At 71.1% G+C, this 12897-nt stretch carries 18 protein-coding genes; 5 read left to right on the forward strand and 13 right to left on the reverse strand.

Going from position 1 to position 12897, the window contains the following annotated elements:
- The first annotated feature begins 63 nt into the window (after positions 1–63).
- Positions 64–723, forward strand: a complete 660-nt coding sequence (locus tag ACFO6Q_RS08715; protein WP_380020255.1) for a class I SAM-dependent methyltransferase — start codon at positions 64–66, stop codon at positions 721–723.
- 50 nt (positions 724–773) lie between these two features.
- On the opposite strand, the gene ACFO6Q_RS08720 is transcribed toward ACFO6Q_RS08715, so the two are convergent.
- The 9 genes from ACFO6Q_RS08720 to ACFO6Q_RS08760 all read right to left on the reverse strand — a co-directional run bounded on the left by ACFO6Q_RS08720 (position 774) and on the right by ACFO6Q_RS08760 (position 5438).
- A complete protein-coding gene (locus tag ACFO6Q_RS08720; protein ID WP_380020256.1) occupies positions 774–1061 on the reverse strand; it encodes a hypothetical protein in 288 nt (95 codons plus the stop codon).
- A 110-nt stretch (positions 1062–1171) separates the two neighbouring features.
- Entirely contained in the window at positions 1172–1537 is a 366-nt protein-coding gene (locus ACFO6Q_RS08725) for a DUF6164 family protein (RefSeq protein ID WP_380020257.1), read from the reverse strand.
- Between the two features lie 74 nt (positions 1538–1611).
- Entirely contained in the window at positions 1612–2199 is a 588-nt protein-coding gene (locus ACFO6Q_RS08730; protein ID WP_380020258.1) for a YceI family protein, read from the reverse strand.
- Between the two features lie 80 nt (positions 2200–2279).
- Positions 2280–2882 carry an RNA 2',3'-cyclic phosphodiesterase gene (thpR, locus tag ACFO6Q_RS08735; protein WP_380020259.1) on the reverse strand — a complete coding sequence of 201 codons (603 nt, stop codon included), beginning with the start codon at positions 2880–2882 and terminating at the stop codon, positions 2280–2282.
- Positions 2883–2943: 61 nt separating this feature from the next.
- A complete protein-coding gene (locus tag ACFO6Q_RS08740; protein ID WP_380020260.1) occupies positions 2944–3336 on the reverse strand; it encodes a YciI family protein in 393 nt (130 codons plus the stop codon).
- Between the two features lie 43 nt (positions 3337–3379).
- Complete coding sequence (locus ACFO6Q_RS08745) at positions 3380–3634, reverse strand: DUF3297 family protein (protein WP_380020261.1); 255 nt, start codon at positions 3632–3634, stop codon at positions 3380–3382.
- 131 nt (positions 3635–3765) lie between these two features.
- Positions 3766–4032: a DksA/TraR family C4-type zinc finger protein gene (locus tag ACFO6Q_RS08750; RefSeq protein ID WP_380020262.1), complete on the reverse strand. Its 267-nt coding sequence runs from the start codon at positions 4030–4032 to the stop codon at positions 3766–3768.
- 82 nt (positions 4033–4114) lie between these two features.
- Entirely contained in the window at positions 4115–4939 is an 825-nt protein-coding gene (locus ACFO6Q_RS08755) for an endonuclease/exonuclease/phosphatase family protein (protein ID WP_380020263.1), read from the reverse strand.
- A 13-nt stretch (positions 4940–4952) separates the two neighbouring features.
- Positions 4953–5438 (reverse strand): hypothetical protein, encoded by a 486-nt coding sequence (locus ACFO6Q_RS08760; RefSeq protein WP_380020264.1) that lies wholly within the window; start codon positions 5436–5438, stop codon positions 4953–4955.
- 159 nt (positions 5439–5597) lie between these two features.
- On the opposite strand from ACFO6Q_RS08760, the gene ACFO6Q_RS08765 reads away from it, so the two are divergent.
- From ACFO6Q_RS08765 to ACFO6Q_RS08775, 3 genes are all read left to right on the forward strand, one after another.
- A complete protein-coding gene (locus ACFO6Q_RS08765) occupies positions 5598–5948 on the forward strand; it encodes a YciI family protein (protein ID WP_380020266.1) in 351 nt (116 codons plus the stop codon).
- A gap of 8 nt (positions 5949–5956) precedes the next feature.
- Positions 5957–7228 (forward strand): RNA polymerase sigma factor, encoded by a 1272-nt coding sequence (locus ACFO6Q_RS08770; protein WP_380020268.1) that lies wholly within the window; start codon positions 5957–5959, stop codon positions 7226–7228.
- Positions 7229–7325: 97 nt separating this feature from the next.
- Positions 7326–7982, forward strand: coding sequence for a glutathione S-transferase family protein (locus tag ACFO6Q_RS08775; RefSeq protein ID WP_380020270.1), 657 nt, complete (start codon positions 7326–7328; stop codon positions 7980–7982).
- Positions 7983–8034: 52 nt separating this feature from the next.
- On the opposite strand, the gene ACFO6Q_RS08780 is transcribed toward ACFO6Q_RS08775, so the two are convergent.
- Positions 8035–8397: a YciI family protein gene (locus tag ACFO6Q_RS08780; RefSeq protein WP_380020271.1), complete on the reverse strand. Its 363-nt coding sequence runs from the start codon at positions 8395–8397 to the stop codon at positions 8035–8037.
- A gap of 144 nt (positions 8398–8541) precedes the next feature.
- Between ACFO6Q_RS08780 and ACFO6Q_RS08785 the strand changes: the two genes are divergently transcribed.
- Positions 8542–9675: a DUF1615 domain-containing protein gene (locus tag ACFO6Q_RS08785; RefSeq protein WP_380020272.1), complete on the forward strand. Its 1134-nt coding sequence runs from the start codon at positions 8542–8544 to the stop codon at positions 9673–9675.
- Positions 9676–9706: 31 nt separating this feature from the next.
- On the opposite strand, the gene serS is transcribed toward ACFO6Q_RS08785, so the two are convergent.
- From serS to ACFO6Q_RS08800, 3 genes are all read right to left on the reverse strand, one after another.
- A complete protein-coding gene (gene serS, locus ACFO6Q_RS08790) occupies positions 9707–10984 on the reverse strand; it encodes a serine--tRNA ligase (protein WP_380020273.1) in 1278 nt (425 codons plus the stop codon).
- 94 nt (positions 10985–11078) lie between these two features.
- Entirely contained in the window at positions 11079–11636 is a 558-nt protein-coding gene (locus tag ACFO6Q_RS08795) for a hypothetical protein (protein ID WP_380020274.1), read from the reverse strand.
- A gap of 78 nt (positions 11637–11714) precedes the next feature.
- Positions 11715–12893, reverse strand: a complete 1179-nt coding sequence (locus tag ACFO6Q_RS08800) for an MFS transporter (protein ID WP_380020275.1) — start codon at positions 12891–12893, stop codon at positions 11715–11717.
- Positions 12894–12897: the final 4 nt, after the last annotated feature.

Here is a 12897-nt window from a genome sequence, read left to right on the forward strand (position 1 = left end):
TTTCCGTCATGCCGCTTTCTGCACGCGCCGCGGCGGGAATCCCCGTTCGCATAAGATGCCGGCATGACCGGTTACGAAACCCGCCTCGTCACGCTGCGCTTCGGCGAGCACGAGCTGCACGTGCGTGCCCTCGCCGACCTGCAGCAGTACGACGACCCAGACGGCCGCGCCGAACGCGCCGGCATCTCTTCCGCGCAGTGGAGCCTGTTCGGCCACGTCTGGCCGGCCGGCTGCCTGCTCGCCCGCGCGATGAGCGACCATCCGGTGGAAGGCAAGCGCATCCTCGAACTCGGCTGCGGCCTCGGCCTGGCCAGCCTGGTGCTGAAGAAGCGTGGCGCCGACGTGCTGGCGACCGACCACCACCCGCTCGCGCCGGAATTTCTCGCCGCCAACGCGGCACTGAACGGCCTGCCGCCGGTGCCGTACCGGAACCTGGACTGGAACGAGCCGGCCCCCGATCTCGGGCGCTTCGACCTGATCATCGGCAGCGACATCCTCTACGAGCGCCGCCACGCCGCGCTGCTCGCGCCGGTGTTCGAGCGTCACGCGAAGGACTACGCGGAAATCGTCATCGCCGATCCGGGACGGGGAAACAGCGCGCTGATGAACCGGGTGCTGGCCGCGCAGGGATATGCGGTGGAGGAAACGCGGGCGGCGATGGCGGAGGACGAGGTGGTGCCGTTTCGGGGGCGGCTGCTGACCTATCGCCGCCGCACGCAATGAGCACGCTCTACGGACCTTTGGCGCGACGCCAGAACCGACTGCCGAAACACCTACTCCCGCGTGTAGAAGACGTGTCCCTTGTCAGGAGTCCTCAGCATCTGAAAGAAACCGATGCGTTCCACCGAGTCGATGCTGATGACCGGAGTCCCGCCGTTGTTCCGCGCGGAGTACTCTGCCGTCGCCCAGAGCCCCACCACGGCGTCTTTTGCCTTGCGTGACGCATCTTCGGCGCATTGGGCGCGGACCGTTCTCGCCGCGTAGAACCCAATGGCGGGCTCCTCATTTTCCAGCGCGAAGGAAATGCCCTGGCCGTGCATCAGAACGCGAAAATACGGCACCTTCGACCTCCGAAGAACCACACGCTGATTTCGATCTTCGCGGTCATGCAGACTTTGTCCTCACGACCCAACCGATCCGTGACCAGGCCGAATCATTCCCTTTGCCGACGCTAGCGCCACATCAACACCACCGGCAACGCGATCAGTCCCAGCGCCAGCGCCGCGGCGAGCAGCACGACCAGCACGCGCAGCGGATCGTCGCGCAGCGTGGTCCACCAGGTCGGGGCGGTGCCGTCGCGCTGCGCGGCGGCGTACTCGGCCTGCGCCTGCGCGCGGCGGCGCTCCTGGTAGTCGGCCAGCACGCGCTCGGCCTCCGGCGCAGCCGTCTCGTCGGCGATCCAGATCGCGCCAGCGGATACGCCCCAACGGCTCGGCGGCGTCTCGTAGAACTCGATGCGGCGCTCGGCCAGCAGCGCGCGCACCTCGTCGGCTTCGTCGTCGGGTACGTGGCGCAGGTTCAGCAGCAGGCTCGTCATGCGTCGATCATAACTGCGCCGTCAATTTCGGGAGCCGCGCATTGGATTTCCGTCTGCGCGGCGCCGATCCCATCTCACTTGTCGCGTATCGCCTCGACCTGGATGCGCAGGGCGACGTTCATGTCGAAGCCGTAGTCCTTGCCGGCGTCGAGGCCGAAGGCGGAGCGGTCGAACGAGCCGTACGCGTCCGCACCGCAGTACTCGCGCTTGAGCATCGGATGCTCGATGCACTTGAAGCGCTCGATGCGCAGCTCGACCGGCCGCGTCACGCCGTGCAGGCTCAGTTCGCCGGACACGCGCGTCGGCGCGCCGTCGACGAAGTTCTCCAGCTTGCCCTTGTAGCTCGCCTTCGGATGCCTGGCGGTGTCGAAGAACTCCTTGCCGCGCGCCCATTTGTCGAGGGCCTTCTGACCGAAGTCGATGCTGGCGGGATCGAGGTTGACCTCGACCGTGCCGCTGCCGGCTTCGCGGTCCAGCACGACCCTGCCGGTGCTCTTGTCGAGCTTGCCGCGCCAGACCGAGATGCCCATGTGGTCGGCCTCGAAACTGGGATAGGTGTGGTCGGGATCGAGCGTGTAGCCGACCGGCGCGGCGGCGGCACTTCCCAGGGCGACGACGGCGAACAGCGACACGAGACGGCGGATCGAGGTGATGCGGGACATGGCGGCTCCTGGATGCGGCGGAAGCGCCGCTCTCGTCGGTATGACGAACCGCGCCGGCCGAAATCGACACGCCGCCCGATTCAGTCGCGCAGCGCCCAGCGAGCGAGCGGAACGTGACGGCTCTGGCCGAGCAGGCTGCGCACCAGCACGAACTCCTCGACGCGCCAGCGGACCGGCTCGACGGCCTGCGCGGGCACCAGCGCATCGTCGTAGAGCAGGGTCACGTGCGGCGTGAACTGCGGCGCAACCCAGCGCGCCAGTCCGCCGGCGCCCAGCGCCTGGCCGAGCGAGCGCTGCAAGGCGGCCATCGACACCGTTCCCTCCTCGCCGAGCAGCACGAAAGGACGCCGGCTGTGGCGCGCGGAGAAACTCGCGACGCGATCGAAACTCACCTCGAACGGTGCGCAGGCGACACGCCCGGCCGCTTCGGTGGCCATCCGCACGACGTCGTTCGGAACGCCGACGTAGTCGCCCAGATGGTGCAGCGTCACGTGCAATCGATCGGTCGCCAGCGGCTTGCCGTGCAGGGCGTACCGTTGCCGCAGATCGGCCGCCAGCGCGGCGATCCGCGCGGCGGTGGCCGCATCCGGATAGACGGCGAGGAACAGCCGGTCGGTGGGCTCGGCCGCGTCGAACCCCGCCAGCGAGGGCTGGTCCGGAGCGGCGGCCCGGCGCGGACTCACGGCTGGTCGCCTCCGCTTGCGCTGCCCACGGCGGAAGCGGCCGCAGACCGCAGCCCCGGCATCAGGCCGCGGCCGGCGCCGCGGCGCCGACGCGGCGGCGCACCGCGTCCATGTCGCGCACCGGACGCACCTCGATGCAGCCGGTGGCCGCCCACGGGAACTCTGCGGCGATGCGCAGCGCCTCGTCCATGTTCTCCGCCTCGATGAGGTTGAAGCCGCCGAGGATTTCCTTGGTCTCGGCGAACGGACCGTCGACGATCGAGGCGCGGCCGCCGCGCACGCGCAGGGTCTTCGCGGTCGCCGGCGCTTCCAGCTGCTGCGAATCGAGCAGGTGCCCCGACTGGCGCAGCTCGTCGGCGTGTTCCAGGCAGCCGCGCATGGTCGTGTCGAACTCGCCGGCGGGCAGCGCGTCGAGCAGGGCGGCGTCGTTGTAGATCATCACGAGGAATTTCATCGTCTGCTCCTGGGCGGGTCGCCGGCGGCGACGCGGTGGCGCGTCAGGATTCGGCCTTGGCGGAATCCTGGAAATACGGCACGACCTCGCCCTTGAGCTTGAGCGTGATCGGGTTGCCGCGGCGGTCGAGGGCGCGGCCGGCGGCGACGCGGATCCAGCCCTCGCTGATGCAGTATTCCTCGACGTTGGTCTTTTCCTGCCCGTTGAAACGGATGCCGATGCCGCGCGCGAGCAGGTCGGCATCGTGGTAGGGGCTCTTGGGATCGACGCTGAGTCGATCGGGGAAGGTATCGGTCATCGCTGCACGGCCGGTTTCGTCAAACGCCTACTATGCGACCATCCGCCCGCGCTTGCCAACGGTTGCGCCGTGGATTGCGCCTCCGCCCCGCTCTCCGCCGCGCCAGCCGGCCGGACCGCCGGCGACGCGATTCAGCGCAGCTGGCTGTCCTTGCTGCCGCGGCGGTTGTAGCCGGCAAAAGCCTCCTGCTCGCGGTCATGCGCCTGCTGGCACGTCACGCACAGGCGCACGCCCGGCACGGCCTTGCGCCGCGCCTCGGGAATCGGCGCTTCGCATTCCTCGCAGTGGCTGCGCCCGGCGCCGCTCGGCAGCTGGCTGCGCACGCGCTTGATCGCGTCCTTCACGGTCGCGTCGATCTGGTCCTGCACGGCGCCGTCGCCGGCCCAACCGGTGGCCATGACTGTGTCCTCCTGCGCTGCGGCCAAGGATACGCGCATTCGCGCACGCCGCTCCGGACGGAAAAATGCGGCCGCACGGCCGTCAATCAAGCCAGCGCAGCGTGGCGAGCACGCCGTAGTGGTCCGATGCCCAGGTGCCGTGGCGGTCGGCGCGGTCGAACATGCGCCCGGCTTCGACCACGGCGAACCGCGCCGGGTCGAACATCACATGGTCGATGCGCAGCGGCGCGTAGTACTTCAGGTTCAGCGTGCTGTGCTCGCGGGCGTCCTGCGCCGCGTCGGGATGGCGCGTGTCGTAGGCGTCGCGGTAGCGCGCGGCGAGCGGGGCGAATTCCGGCGCGTTCGCCGGCGCGTTGAAATCGCCGACGACGATCGATGCCGCTCCTTGCGAAGTGGCGTCGCGCCAGGCCAGCAGATCGTCGACCTGTTCACCGCGCACCCGGCCGCCGCCGGCCTCGAACGCCAGATGCGTGGCGTAGACGTCGAGCCGGCGCGCGCCGATCGCCAGGCGCAGGTGCAGCGCGGTGCGGTAGTCATCGGCAGGCCGCAGCGGCTTCCACTCCTGCACCAGGATCGGGTGCCGCGTCAGCACCGCATTGCCGTAGCGGCGCAGATGCTCCGGCGGATCGACCGAGGCGAACACGTAGCGATAACCCAGCGCCGCGGCCAGCGTCTGCGCCTGGTTCGGCAGGCCCTCGTGCTGCAGCACCTCCTGCAGGGCGATCACGTCCGGCCGCAGCTGCTTCAGCGCGCTCACGATCAGCGCCTGGCGCCTGGGCCAGTCGGCCTTGTCGTGCCACAGGTTCAGGGTGACGACGCTGAGCGTGTCCGGCCGCCCGCGCGCCTGCGCCGACAGCGCCGCGGCCGCGGCGACGACGCAGAAGCACAGGCGCAGCCAGCCGCGCACGACCCCGCCGGCCTCAGCGCAGCGCGCGGCGCGCGAACAGCACGCAGACCACGCCGAACACCAGATGCGCCAGGACCACCCAGACCAGCCGCTCCGGATGCTCCAGCGACGGCGCGCGACCGACGCGCGACAGCGGCATCACGACGAAATTCATGATCAGGTACATCAGCACGCCGTACGCAATGCCGTAGGCGAGCGGCCTTTCCAGCAGCGCCGGCCGGCGGCGCGCGACCAGCGCGTAGGCGGCCACGAACATCGTCGCCATCACCAGATGCAGCGCGGCGCCGAGCACGGCCGCGCCAGCGCCGCCGTCGTAGCTGGCCTTGCCGAGCACGCCGACGGCGATCGACTGGAACATGCGCGTCACGCCGGTGACGTTCCAGGAGAACCAGTACGTGGTGGCGAACGCGGCGTCGCCGAGGGCGATCAGCAGTCCGCCCAGCGCCACCTGCGGCCAGGCGATCGGCGCCGCCGCCATCGCCTCGGATCGGATCGACATGAAGCACCTCCGTCATCGGATTCCGGGACGATCGGGTCCCGCTCCGGTCGATCCTCGCACAGGCTCCGCCGCGGCGGGTTGCAGGAGTTGTCCAAACGGCCGACGCTGGCGCGTCATCGGGAAGGACGGCGCTTCCGCCGTCGACCACGGGAGATCGCGATGCAATACCTGCTGATGCTGTACTCGGACGAAAGCGGCTGGGACGCCCTGAGCGAAAAGGAACAGGAAGAAGGCGTGGCCGCCTACACCGCCTACACCCAGGCGCTGGCCCAGGCCGGCGCGCTGGTCGGCGGCAACCGCCTGCGGCCGGCGGACACGGCCACGCGCGTCAGCGTCGCCGACGGCAAGACCCAGGTGCTGGACGGTCCGTACGCGGACTCGAAGGAGCAGCTCGGCGGCTATTACCTGATCGAGGCCGCCGATCTCGACGCAGCGCTCGCCTGGGCGGCGCGCTGCCCCGGCGCCTACCACGGCACCGTCGAGGTGCGCCCGGTCTGGCCGACGGATTGAGCGCACGCGTGCCACGCACGGACGCCGCGAAAACGCACCGGCCCGCTGCGCAGGACGCGGCGCGGCGCGAGGCGGAAGCCGTCGCGCGGCGCAGCTACGGCAAGCTGGTCGCCCTGCTCGCCGCGCGCTCGGGCGATCTCGCCGCGGCCGAGGACGCGCTCGCGGACGCGTTCGCCGCCGCGCTGGCCGAATGGCCGCGCGGCCGTCCGGCGAATCCGGAAGCCTGGCTGCTGACCGTCGCGCGGCGCAAGCTGATCGACGCGGCGCGCCGCCGGCGCAGCGGCGAGGCCGCGCTCGAGCACTGGCAGCGGCTGGCCGACGGGATCGACGCGGCCGACGACGCCGTGGCGATTCCGGACCGGCGCCTGGCCCTGATGTTCGCCTGCGCGCATCCGGCGATCGAAGCCGGCATCCGCGCGCCGCTGATGCTGCAGGCGGTGCTCGGCCTCGACGCGAAGCGCATCGCCGGCGCGTTCCTGACCTCGCCGGCGGCGATGGGCAAGCGCCTCGGGCGCGCGAAGGAAAAGATCCGCCAGGCCGGCATCGCGCTGCGCGTGCCGGAGCCGGAGGAACTGGGCGCGCGCCTGGACGGCGTGCTCGCCGCGATCTACGCCGCGTTCACCGACGGCTGGTCCGATTGCGGCGATCACGACGCCGGCCGCCGCGGCCTCAGCGAGGAAGCGCTGTTCCTGGCCCGGCTCGCCGCGCAGCTGCTGCCGCGCGAACCCGAGGCGCTCGGCCTGCTCGCCTGCCTGCTGCACGCGCACGCGCGCCGGCATGCGCGGCGCGACGCCGGCGGCGCCTACGTGCCGCTGGCCGCGCAGGAGGTGTCGTCGTGGGACGCGGCGATGATCGACGAAGCCGAGGCGCTGCTGCGCCGCGCCGGCACGTTCCGCGCGATCGGCCGCTACCAGCTGGAGGCGGCCGTGCAGTCCGCGCACGCCGAACGCCGCGTGCGCGGACGGACGAACTGGGCTGCCGTGCTGCAGCTGTACGACGCGCTGGCGGCGCTGACCCGGTCGCCGGTAATCGCCGTCAACCGCGCGCTGGCACTGGCCGAACTGCGCGGCGCCGAGGCGGCGCTGGCAGCGCTGCCCGACCCCGTTGCCGACCCGCGCCTGCGCGACTACCAGCCATACTGGGCGACGCGCGCGGAACTGCTCGCGCGTGCCGGCATGACGCGCGAGGCCGGATCGGCCTACGAAATCGCCATCGGCCTGGAGAGCGACGAGGCCGTGCGCCGCTTCCTGCGCGGCCGGCAGGCGGCGCTGGCCGGCTGAGCCGGCGAGGACGTGTCGATCCCGCCCTCGCCCGTTCGTCGTACCGGCGAACACGGACGCCGCCGCCGGCGATCCGCCCCACCGCCGGAGACGCCCGATGCCGAGGTTGAAGCTGTACGCCCACCCGTTCTCGTCCTACAGCCAGAAAGCGCTGGTCGCGCTGTACGAGAACGCCACGCCGTTCGAGTACCGCATGCTCGGCGACGCCGAAGCGATGGGCGAACTCGCCGCGCTGTGGCCGATGAAGCGCTTTCCGGTCCTCGTCGACGGCGGGCGCACGGTGCTGGAGGCGAGCACGATCGTCGAGCATCTGGACCTGCACCATCGCGCCGCGGTGCGCTTTCTTCCCGACGACCCCGCCGCAGCGCTGGAGGTGCGCATGCTCGATCGCTTCTTCGACAACTACGTCTCCACGCCGCAGCAGAAGATCGTGTTCGACCGCCTGCGCCCGGAAGCCTCGCGCGACGCCTACGGCGTGGCCGAAGCGCGCGCCATGCTCGACACCGCCTACGCCTGGCTCGAACGCTGGATGGACGGCCGCGAATGGGCCTCCGGCGGGCGCTTCAGCCTGGCCGACTGCGCCGCCGCACCGTTCCTGTTCTACGCCGACTGGACGCACCCGATCGGCGCGGCGTACGCGAACGTGCACGCCTATCGCCGGCGCCTGCTCGAACGCCCCTCGTTCGCGCGCGCAGTCGACGAGGCCCGGCCGTACCGGCCGCTGTTTCCGCTCGGCGCTCCAGACCGCGACTGAACGCACGCGCGGGGAGTCCGATACGCATCGGACTCCCCGCGCCCGCCGACGCTCAGCCCTGCGGCTTGCAGCTCTCGTCGATCGCGCGCACCTCGCACTCCAGCTCCCACTCGTCGCCGTGCACCTGCAGGAAGCGGCGCGTCCATTCCACCGCTTCGTCCAGCGAGGCGGCTTCCAGCAGCGCGTAGCCGCCGACCACCTCCTTGGCCTCGGCGAACGGACCGTCGGTGACCTTGATCCGGCCGCGCGACAGGCCCACGCGCACGCCCTCGGACAGCGGCCGCAGGCCGGCCGTGTCGACCAGCACGCCGGCGACGGTCATCTGCGCCATCAGCTCGCCCATCTCGGCCAGCAGGCGCTCGCTCGGCCGCTGGCCGGTGTCCTGGGTGACGCGGATCATCGAAAGGAATCGCATGGCTCTTCTCCTCGGGGGTTTGCCGCTACGACGAACGGCGCGGCGGCGGATCGACATCGCACCCGCGCGAAAACATTCGCAACACCGGCGGCGCGGGCGGCGCGGCGGATGGACAAGTCCGCCGCGCTTCCGTAAGAAGCCTGCATGCCCACGATCGCGTTCCCGGAAGGATCGATGCCGCGCGCCGCGCTCGGCATCGCGCTCGCCCTGCTCGCCGGCTGCGCGACGCAGCCGCCGGCCGCACCCGCGCGCCGGCCGGCCGACGTGCGCGCCGAAATCGTCCGCCTGATGCCGGCGAGCGCGAAGGACCGCAACGGCTGGGCCACCGACATCACCGCCGCGTTCGCCGCGATCGGCCTCGAACCGAACACGCAGAACCTGTGCGCGACGCTGGCGGTGATCGAGCAGGAATCCACGTTCACCGTCGATCCGGCCGTGCCGGGCCTGGGCCGCATCGCGCGCGCCGAGATCGACCGCCGCGCCGAGCAGCACCACGTGCCGCAGCTGCTCGTGCGCGGCGCGCTGGCGCTGAAGTCGTCCAACGGCAAGAGCTACGCCGAGCGCATCGCCGCGGTGCGCACCGAACGCGAGCTGAGCCTGGTCTACGAGGACCTGATCGACCGCATTCCGCTCGGCCAGCGCCTGTTCGCCGGCTCCAACCCGGTCCGCACCGGCGGGCCGATGCAGGTCAGCGTCGCGTTCGCCGAGCGCCATGCGCGCGAGCACCCGTATCCGTACGCGACGCAGGATTCGATCCGCCACGAGCTGTTCTCGCGGCGCGGCGGCGTGTACTTCGGCATCGCGCACCTGCTCGGCTACCCGGCGAACTACGAACGCATGATCTACCGCTTCGCCGACTTCAACGCCGGCTTCTACGCCAGCCGCAACGCAGCGTTCCAGAACGCGGTCAGCCTCGCCTCGGGCATCCCGCTGGCCCTCGACGGCGACCTGGTGAACTACGACGACGACAAGCCCGGCGCCACCGAGCTGGCGGTGCGCACGCTGTCCAGGCAGATCGACATGGGCGATTCGCGCATCCGCCGCGCGCTCGAACGCGGCGACGGCGCGGAGTTCGAGCGCAGCGACCTGTACGAGCGCGTGTTCGCGCTGGCCGAGCGGACCGAACGCAAGCCGCTGCCGCGCGCGCTGATGCCGCGCATCGACCTGAAGAGCCCGAAGATCACGCGCAAGCTGACCACCGAATGGTTCGCCACGCGCGTCGACGGCCGCTACCGCGCCTGCCTGGCGAAGGCGCCGGCCGCGAAAGGGGCGTCCTGAACGCGGCGAATGCTCGGCGGCGAAACGACGCTCAGGCGATGCGCTCGGCGCCGCCGAAGTACGGACGCAGCACTTCGGGCACGGTGATCGAGCCGTCCGCGTTCTGGTAGTTCTCCATCACCGCGATCAGTGCGCGGCCGACGGCGACGCCGGAACCGTTCAGCGTGTGCACGAGTTCGGGCTTGCCGGTGTCCGGGTTGCGCCAGCGCGCCTGCATGCGGCGCGCCTGGAAATCCGTGCAGTTCGAGCACGAGGAGATTTCGCGATAGGTCTGCTGCGACGGCAGCCAGACCTCGAGGTCGTAGGTCTTGGCCGCAGCGAAGCCCATGTCGCCGGTGCACAGCAGCATGCGGCGGTAAGGCAGGCCGAGCTTCTCCAGCACGACCTCGGCGCAGCGCGTCATGCGCTCGTGCTCGTCCCAGCTGTCGGCCGGCTTGGTGATCGACACCAGCTCGACCTTCTCGAACTGGTGCTGGCGGATGTAGCCGCGCGTGTCGCGGCCGTGCGAACCGGCCTCGGCGCGGAAGCAGGGCGAATGCGCGGTCAGGCGCTGCGGCAGCGTGTCGGCCTCGACGATCTCCTCGCGCACGAGATTGGTCAGCGAGACCTCGGCGGTCGGGATCAGGTACCGCTTGGTGTCGCCGACGACGGTGGAGAACAGGTCTTCCTCGAACTTCGGCAGCTGGCCGGTGCCCTGCATCGCGTCGCCGTGCACCAGCAGCGGCACGTTGCACTCGAGATAGCCGTGCTCGCCCGCGTGCAGGTCCAGCATGAACTGCGCCAGCGCGCGATGCAGGCGCGCCAGCTCGCCGCGCAGCACGGTGAAGCGCGCGCCGGACAGCTTCGCGCCGGCGTCGCCGTCGAGCCAGCCCTTGTGCGCGCCGAGGTCGACGTGATCGCGCACGGCGAAGTCGAACGCGCGTGGCGTGCCCCAGCGATGCTGCTCGGCGTTCCCGGTTTCGTCCTTGCCCTGCGGCACCGACTCGTGCGGCAGGTTCGGCAGGCCGAGCGACAGCGCCGCCAGTTGCTCCTGCACCTGCGCCAGCGCGTGCTCGTTCGCCTTCAGCTGGTCGCCGATGCCCGCGACTTCCGCCATCAGATCGGCGACGTCCTCGCCCTTGGCCTTGGCCTGGCCGATCGCCTTCGAGCGCGTGTTGCGCAGGTTCTGCAGCTCCTGCGTCTGCGTCTGCGCCTGCTTGCGCTGCGCCTCCAGCGACTCGATCGCGGACCGGTCGAGCGCGAATCCGCGTGTGGCGAGGCGTTCGGCGACGGTGTCGAGCTGGGCGCGGAGCAGGGCCGGATCGAGCATGAGGCAGTCCAGAAACAAGGAAGGGCGCGGATTATACCTGCGCCCTCCTCCGTTCCTTCGCGACCGCGTTCGCGGCCGCGGCTGCACCGGCGGATCAGCGCCGGCCGAGCCACCACGCCATCGCCAGGCCGGCGAGCAGCCAGCCCACACCCTGGTCGATCAGGCCGCCGATCACGAAATCGGCCGGGAAGCGGTACCAGGTCCACTGCGGCACCAGGTTCGCCAGCCAGCCGAACACGCCGAACGCGGCCGCGCCGAGCACGCGCGCACCGAAGCCCCAGGCGGTCGCCGCCAGCAGCCAGGCGACGAGCAGCGCGGCGAGGAAGTTGGTCACGAACTGCGTGCCCAGTTCCCTGCCCATGCTGCCGGCGTCCTGCAGCGGCGGCGCGACCACGACGAACGCGAACGGGTGGGCCTTCGCCTTGTCGGCCCAGGCCTTCACGGCGGCCTCGTCGCCCATCTTGGCGCCGTCGATGTGCGGCAGGTGGTAGATGCCGGGCTGGCCGAGCCCGCTGCTCACGGCCGACAGCACGACGTCCTCGTTCTGCGGCGCGCGAAAGCCCATCTCGCCGACCGGCAGCAGCATGTGCGAAACGAATTGCCAGAAGAACAGCACGACGGCGGCGAGCAGCGCCGCAATGACGATACGCATGGAAACACCTCGCTCCCCAGCCCAGGTGCGCGCACGCTACGCCGGGCCCGGACCCGCCGCAAGGCGCGCAGCAGCACGCTAGGAATCGGCCGGCGCGCGCGCCACCCAGGTCTTGAGCAGCACCGCCGCCAGCAGCGCGCAGGCCGAGCCGAACGCGAACGCCGCGCCCGGCGACAGCGCCGACCACAGCCAGCCGAACAGCAGCGAGGCCGGCAGCAACAAGATGCCGGCGACGAGGTTGTACCAGCCGAACGCGGTGCCGCTGCGTTCGCGCGGGACGAGATCGGCGACCAGCGCCTTCTCGGTGCCTTCCAGCGCCGCGGTGACCACGCCGTAGCCGGCGAACGCCAGCCACAGCGCCCAGTCGGCGCTCGGCAGGAAGCCGATCGCCAGGTACGCCAGCGCGTAGGCGAACCAGGCCATCGCCAGCGTGTCGGCGCGGCCGCGGCGGTCCGACAGCGCCGACAGCGGCGTCGACAGCACGGCGGCGACGAACGAGAACAGCGCCCACATCAAGGTCGTGCGCGTGGCGCCGGCACCGAGTTCGTTCGCGCGCAGCAGCAGGAACATGTTCGAGGAATTGCCCAGCGTGAACAGGCCGAGCGCGAACAGATAGCGGCGGAACGCCGGCGGCATTCCGGCCAGGGTCCAGCGCATCGGCGCCTTCGACGGCAGCGGCGCGCGCTCCGGCTCGGGCACCTTCAGCGCGAGCACGAGCACCAGCAGCGCCGGCACGATCGACAGCAGGAACACCGTGCGCAGCTCGACACCGGCGGCGAGCAGGGCCGCCGCGGCCAGCGGCCCGATCACCGCGCCGAGATTGTCCATCGCGCGATGGAAGCCGAACGCCAGGCCGCGCTGCCGCGGCTCGACGCTCAGACCGATCAGCGCATCACGCGGCGCCGAGCGCAGGCCCTTGCCGATGCGGTCGGCGAAGCGGCAGGCGAGCACGCCGGGCCAGCTGGTGGCGAGCCCGATCAGCGGCCGTGCGAAGCCGGCCAGGCCGTAGCCGGCGACGACCCACGCGCGCGTGCGGCCGCTGCGGTCGGCGAGCACGCCGGCGAACAGCTTGAGCAGGCTCGAGGCGGCTTCGGCAAGGCCTTCGATCAGCCCCAGCGCCTTCGGACCGGCCATCAGCACCGAAGCCAGGTACAGCGGCACCAGCGGATAGATCATGTCGCTGGCGGCGTCGTTGACGAGGCTGATGGCGGCCAGCAGCCACACCGTGTGCGGCAGCGAACGCACGTCGCGGATCATCGGA

The organism is Dokdonella ginsengisoli (assembly GCF_042652785.1).
GTDB lineage: Bacteria > Pseudomonadota > Gammaproteobacteria > Xanthomonadales > Rhodanobacteraceae > Dokdonella_A > Dokdonella_A ginsengisoli.

Coding starts and splice junctions, on each gene's coding strand:
- ACFO6Q_RS08715 (WP_380020255.1), top strand. CDS start 64: ATGACCGGTTACGAAACCCGCCTCGTCACGCTGCGCTTCGGCGAGCAC.
- ACFO6Q_RS08725 (WP_380020257.1), bottom strand. CDS start 1,537: ATGACGAGCCTGCTGCTGAACCTGCGCCACGTACCCGACGACGAAGCC.
- ACFO6Q_RS08730 (WP_380020258.1), bottom strand. CDS start 2,199: ATGTCCCGCATCACCTCGATCCGCCGTCTCGTGTCGCTGTTCGCCGTC.
- ACFO6Q_RS08740 (WP_380020260.1), bottom strand. CDS start 3,336: ATGAAATTCCTCGTGATGATCTACAACGACGCCGCCCTGCTCGACGCG.
- ACFO6Q_RS08745 (WP_380020261.1), bottom strand. CDS start 3,634: ATGACCGATACCTTCCCCGATCGACTCAGCGTCGATCCCAAGAGCCCC.
- ACFO6Q_RS08750 (WP_380020262.1), bottom strand. CDS start 4,032: ATGGCCACCGGTTGGGCCGGCGACGGCGCCGTGCAGGACCAGATCGAC.
- ACFO6Q_RS08760 (WP_380020264.1), bottom strand. CDS start 5,438: ATGTCGATCCGATCCGAGGCGATGGCGGCGGCGCCGATCGCCTGGCCG.
- ACFO6Q_RS08765 (WP_380020266.1), top strand. CDS start 5,598: ATGCAATACCTGCTGATGCTGTACTCGGACGAAAGCGGCTGGGACGCC.
- ACFO6Q_RS08775 (WP_380020270.1), top strand. CDS start 7,326: ATGCCGAGGTTGAAGCTGTACGCCCACCCGTTCTCGTCCTACAGCCAG.
- ACFO6Q_RS08780 (WP_380020271.1), bottom strand. CDS start 8,397: ATGCGATTCCTTTCGATGATCCGCGTCACCCAGGACACCGGCCAGCGG.
- ACFO6Q_RS08785 (WP_380020272.1), top strand. CDS start 8,542: ATGCCCACGATCGCGTTCCCGGAAGGATCGATGCCGCGCGCCGCGCTC.
- serS (WP_380020273.1), bottom strand. CDS start 10,984: ATGCTCGATCCGGCCCTGCTCCGCGCCCAGCTCGACACCGTCGCCGAA.
- ACFO6Q_RS08795 (WP_380020274.1), bottom strand. CDS start 11,636: ATGCGTATCGTCATTGCGGCGCTGCTCGCCGCCGTCGTGCTGTTCTTC.
- ACFO6Q_RS08800 (WP_380020275.1), bottom strand. CDS start 12,893: ATGATCCGCGACGTGCGTTCGCTGCCGCACACGGTGTGGCTGCTGGCC.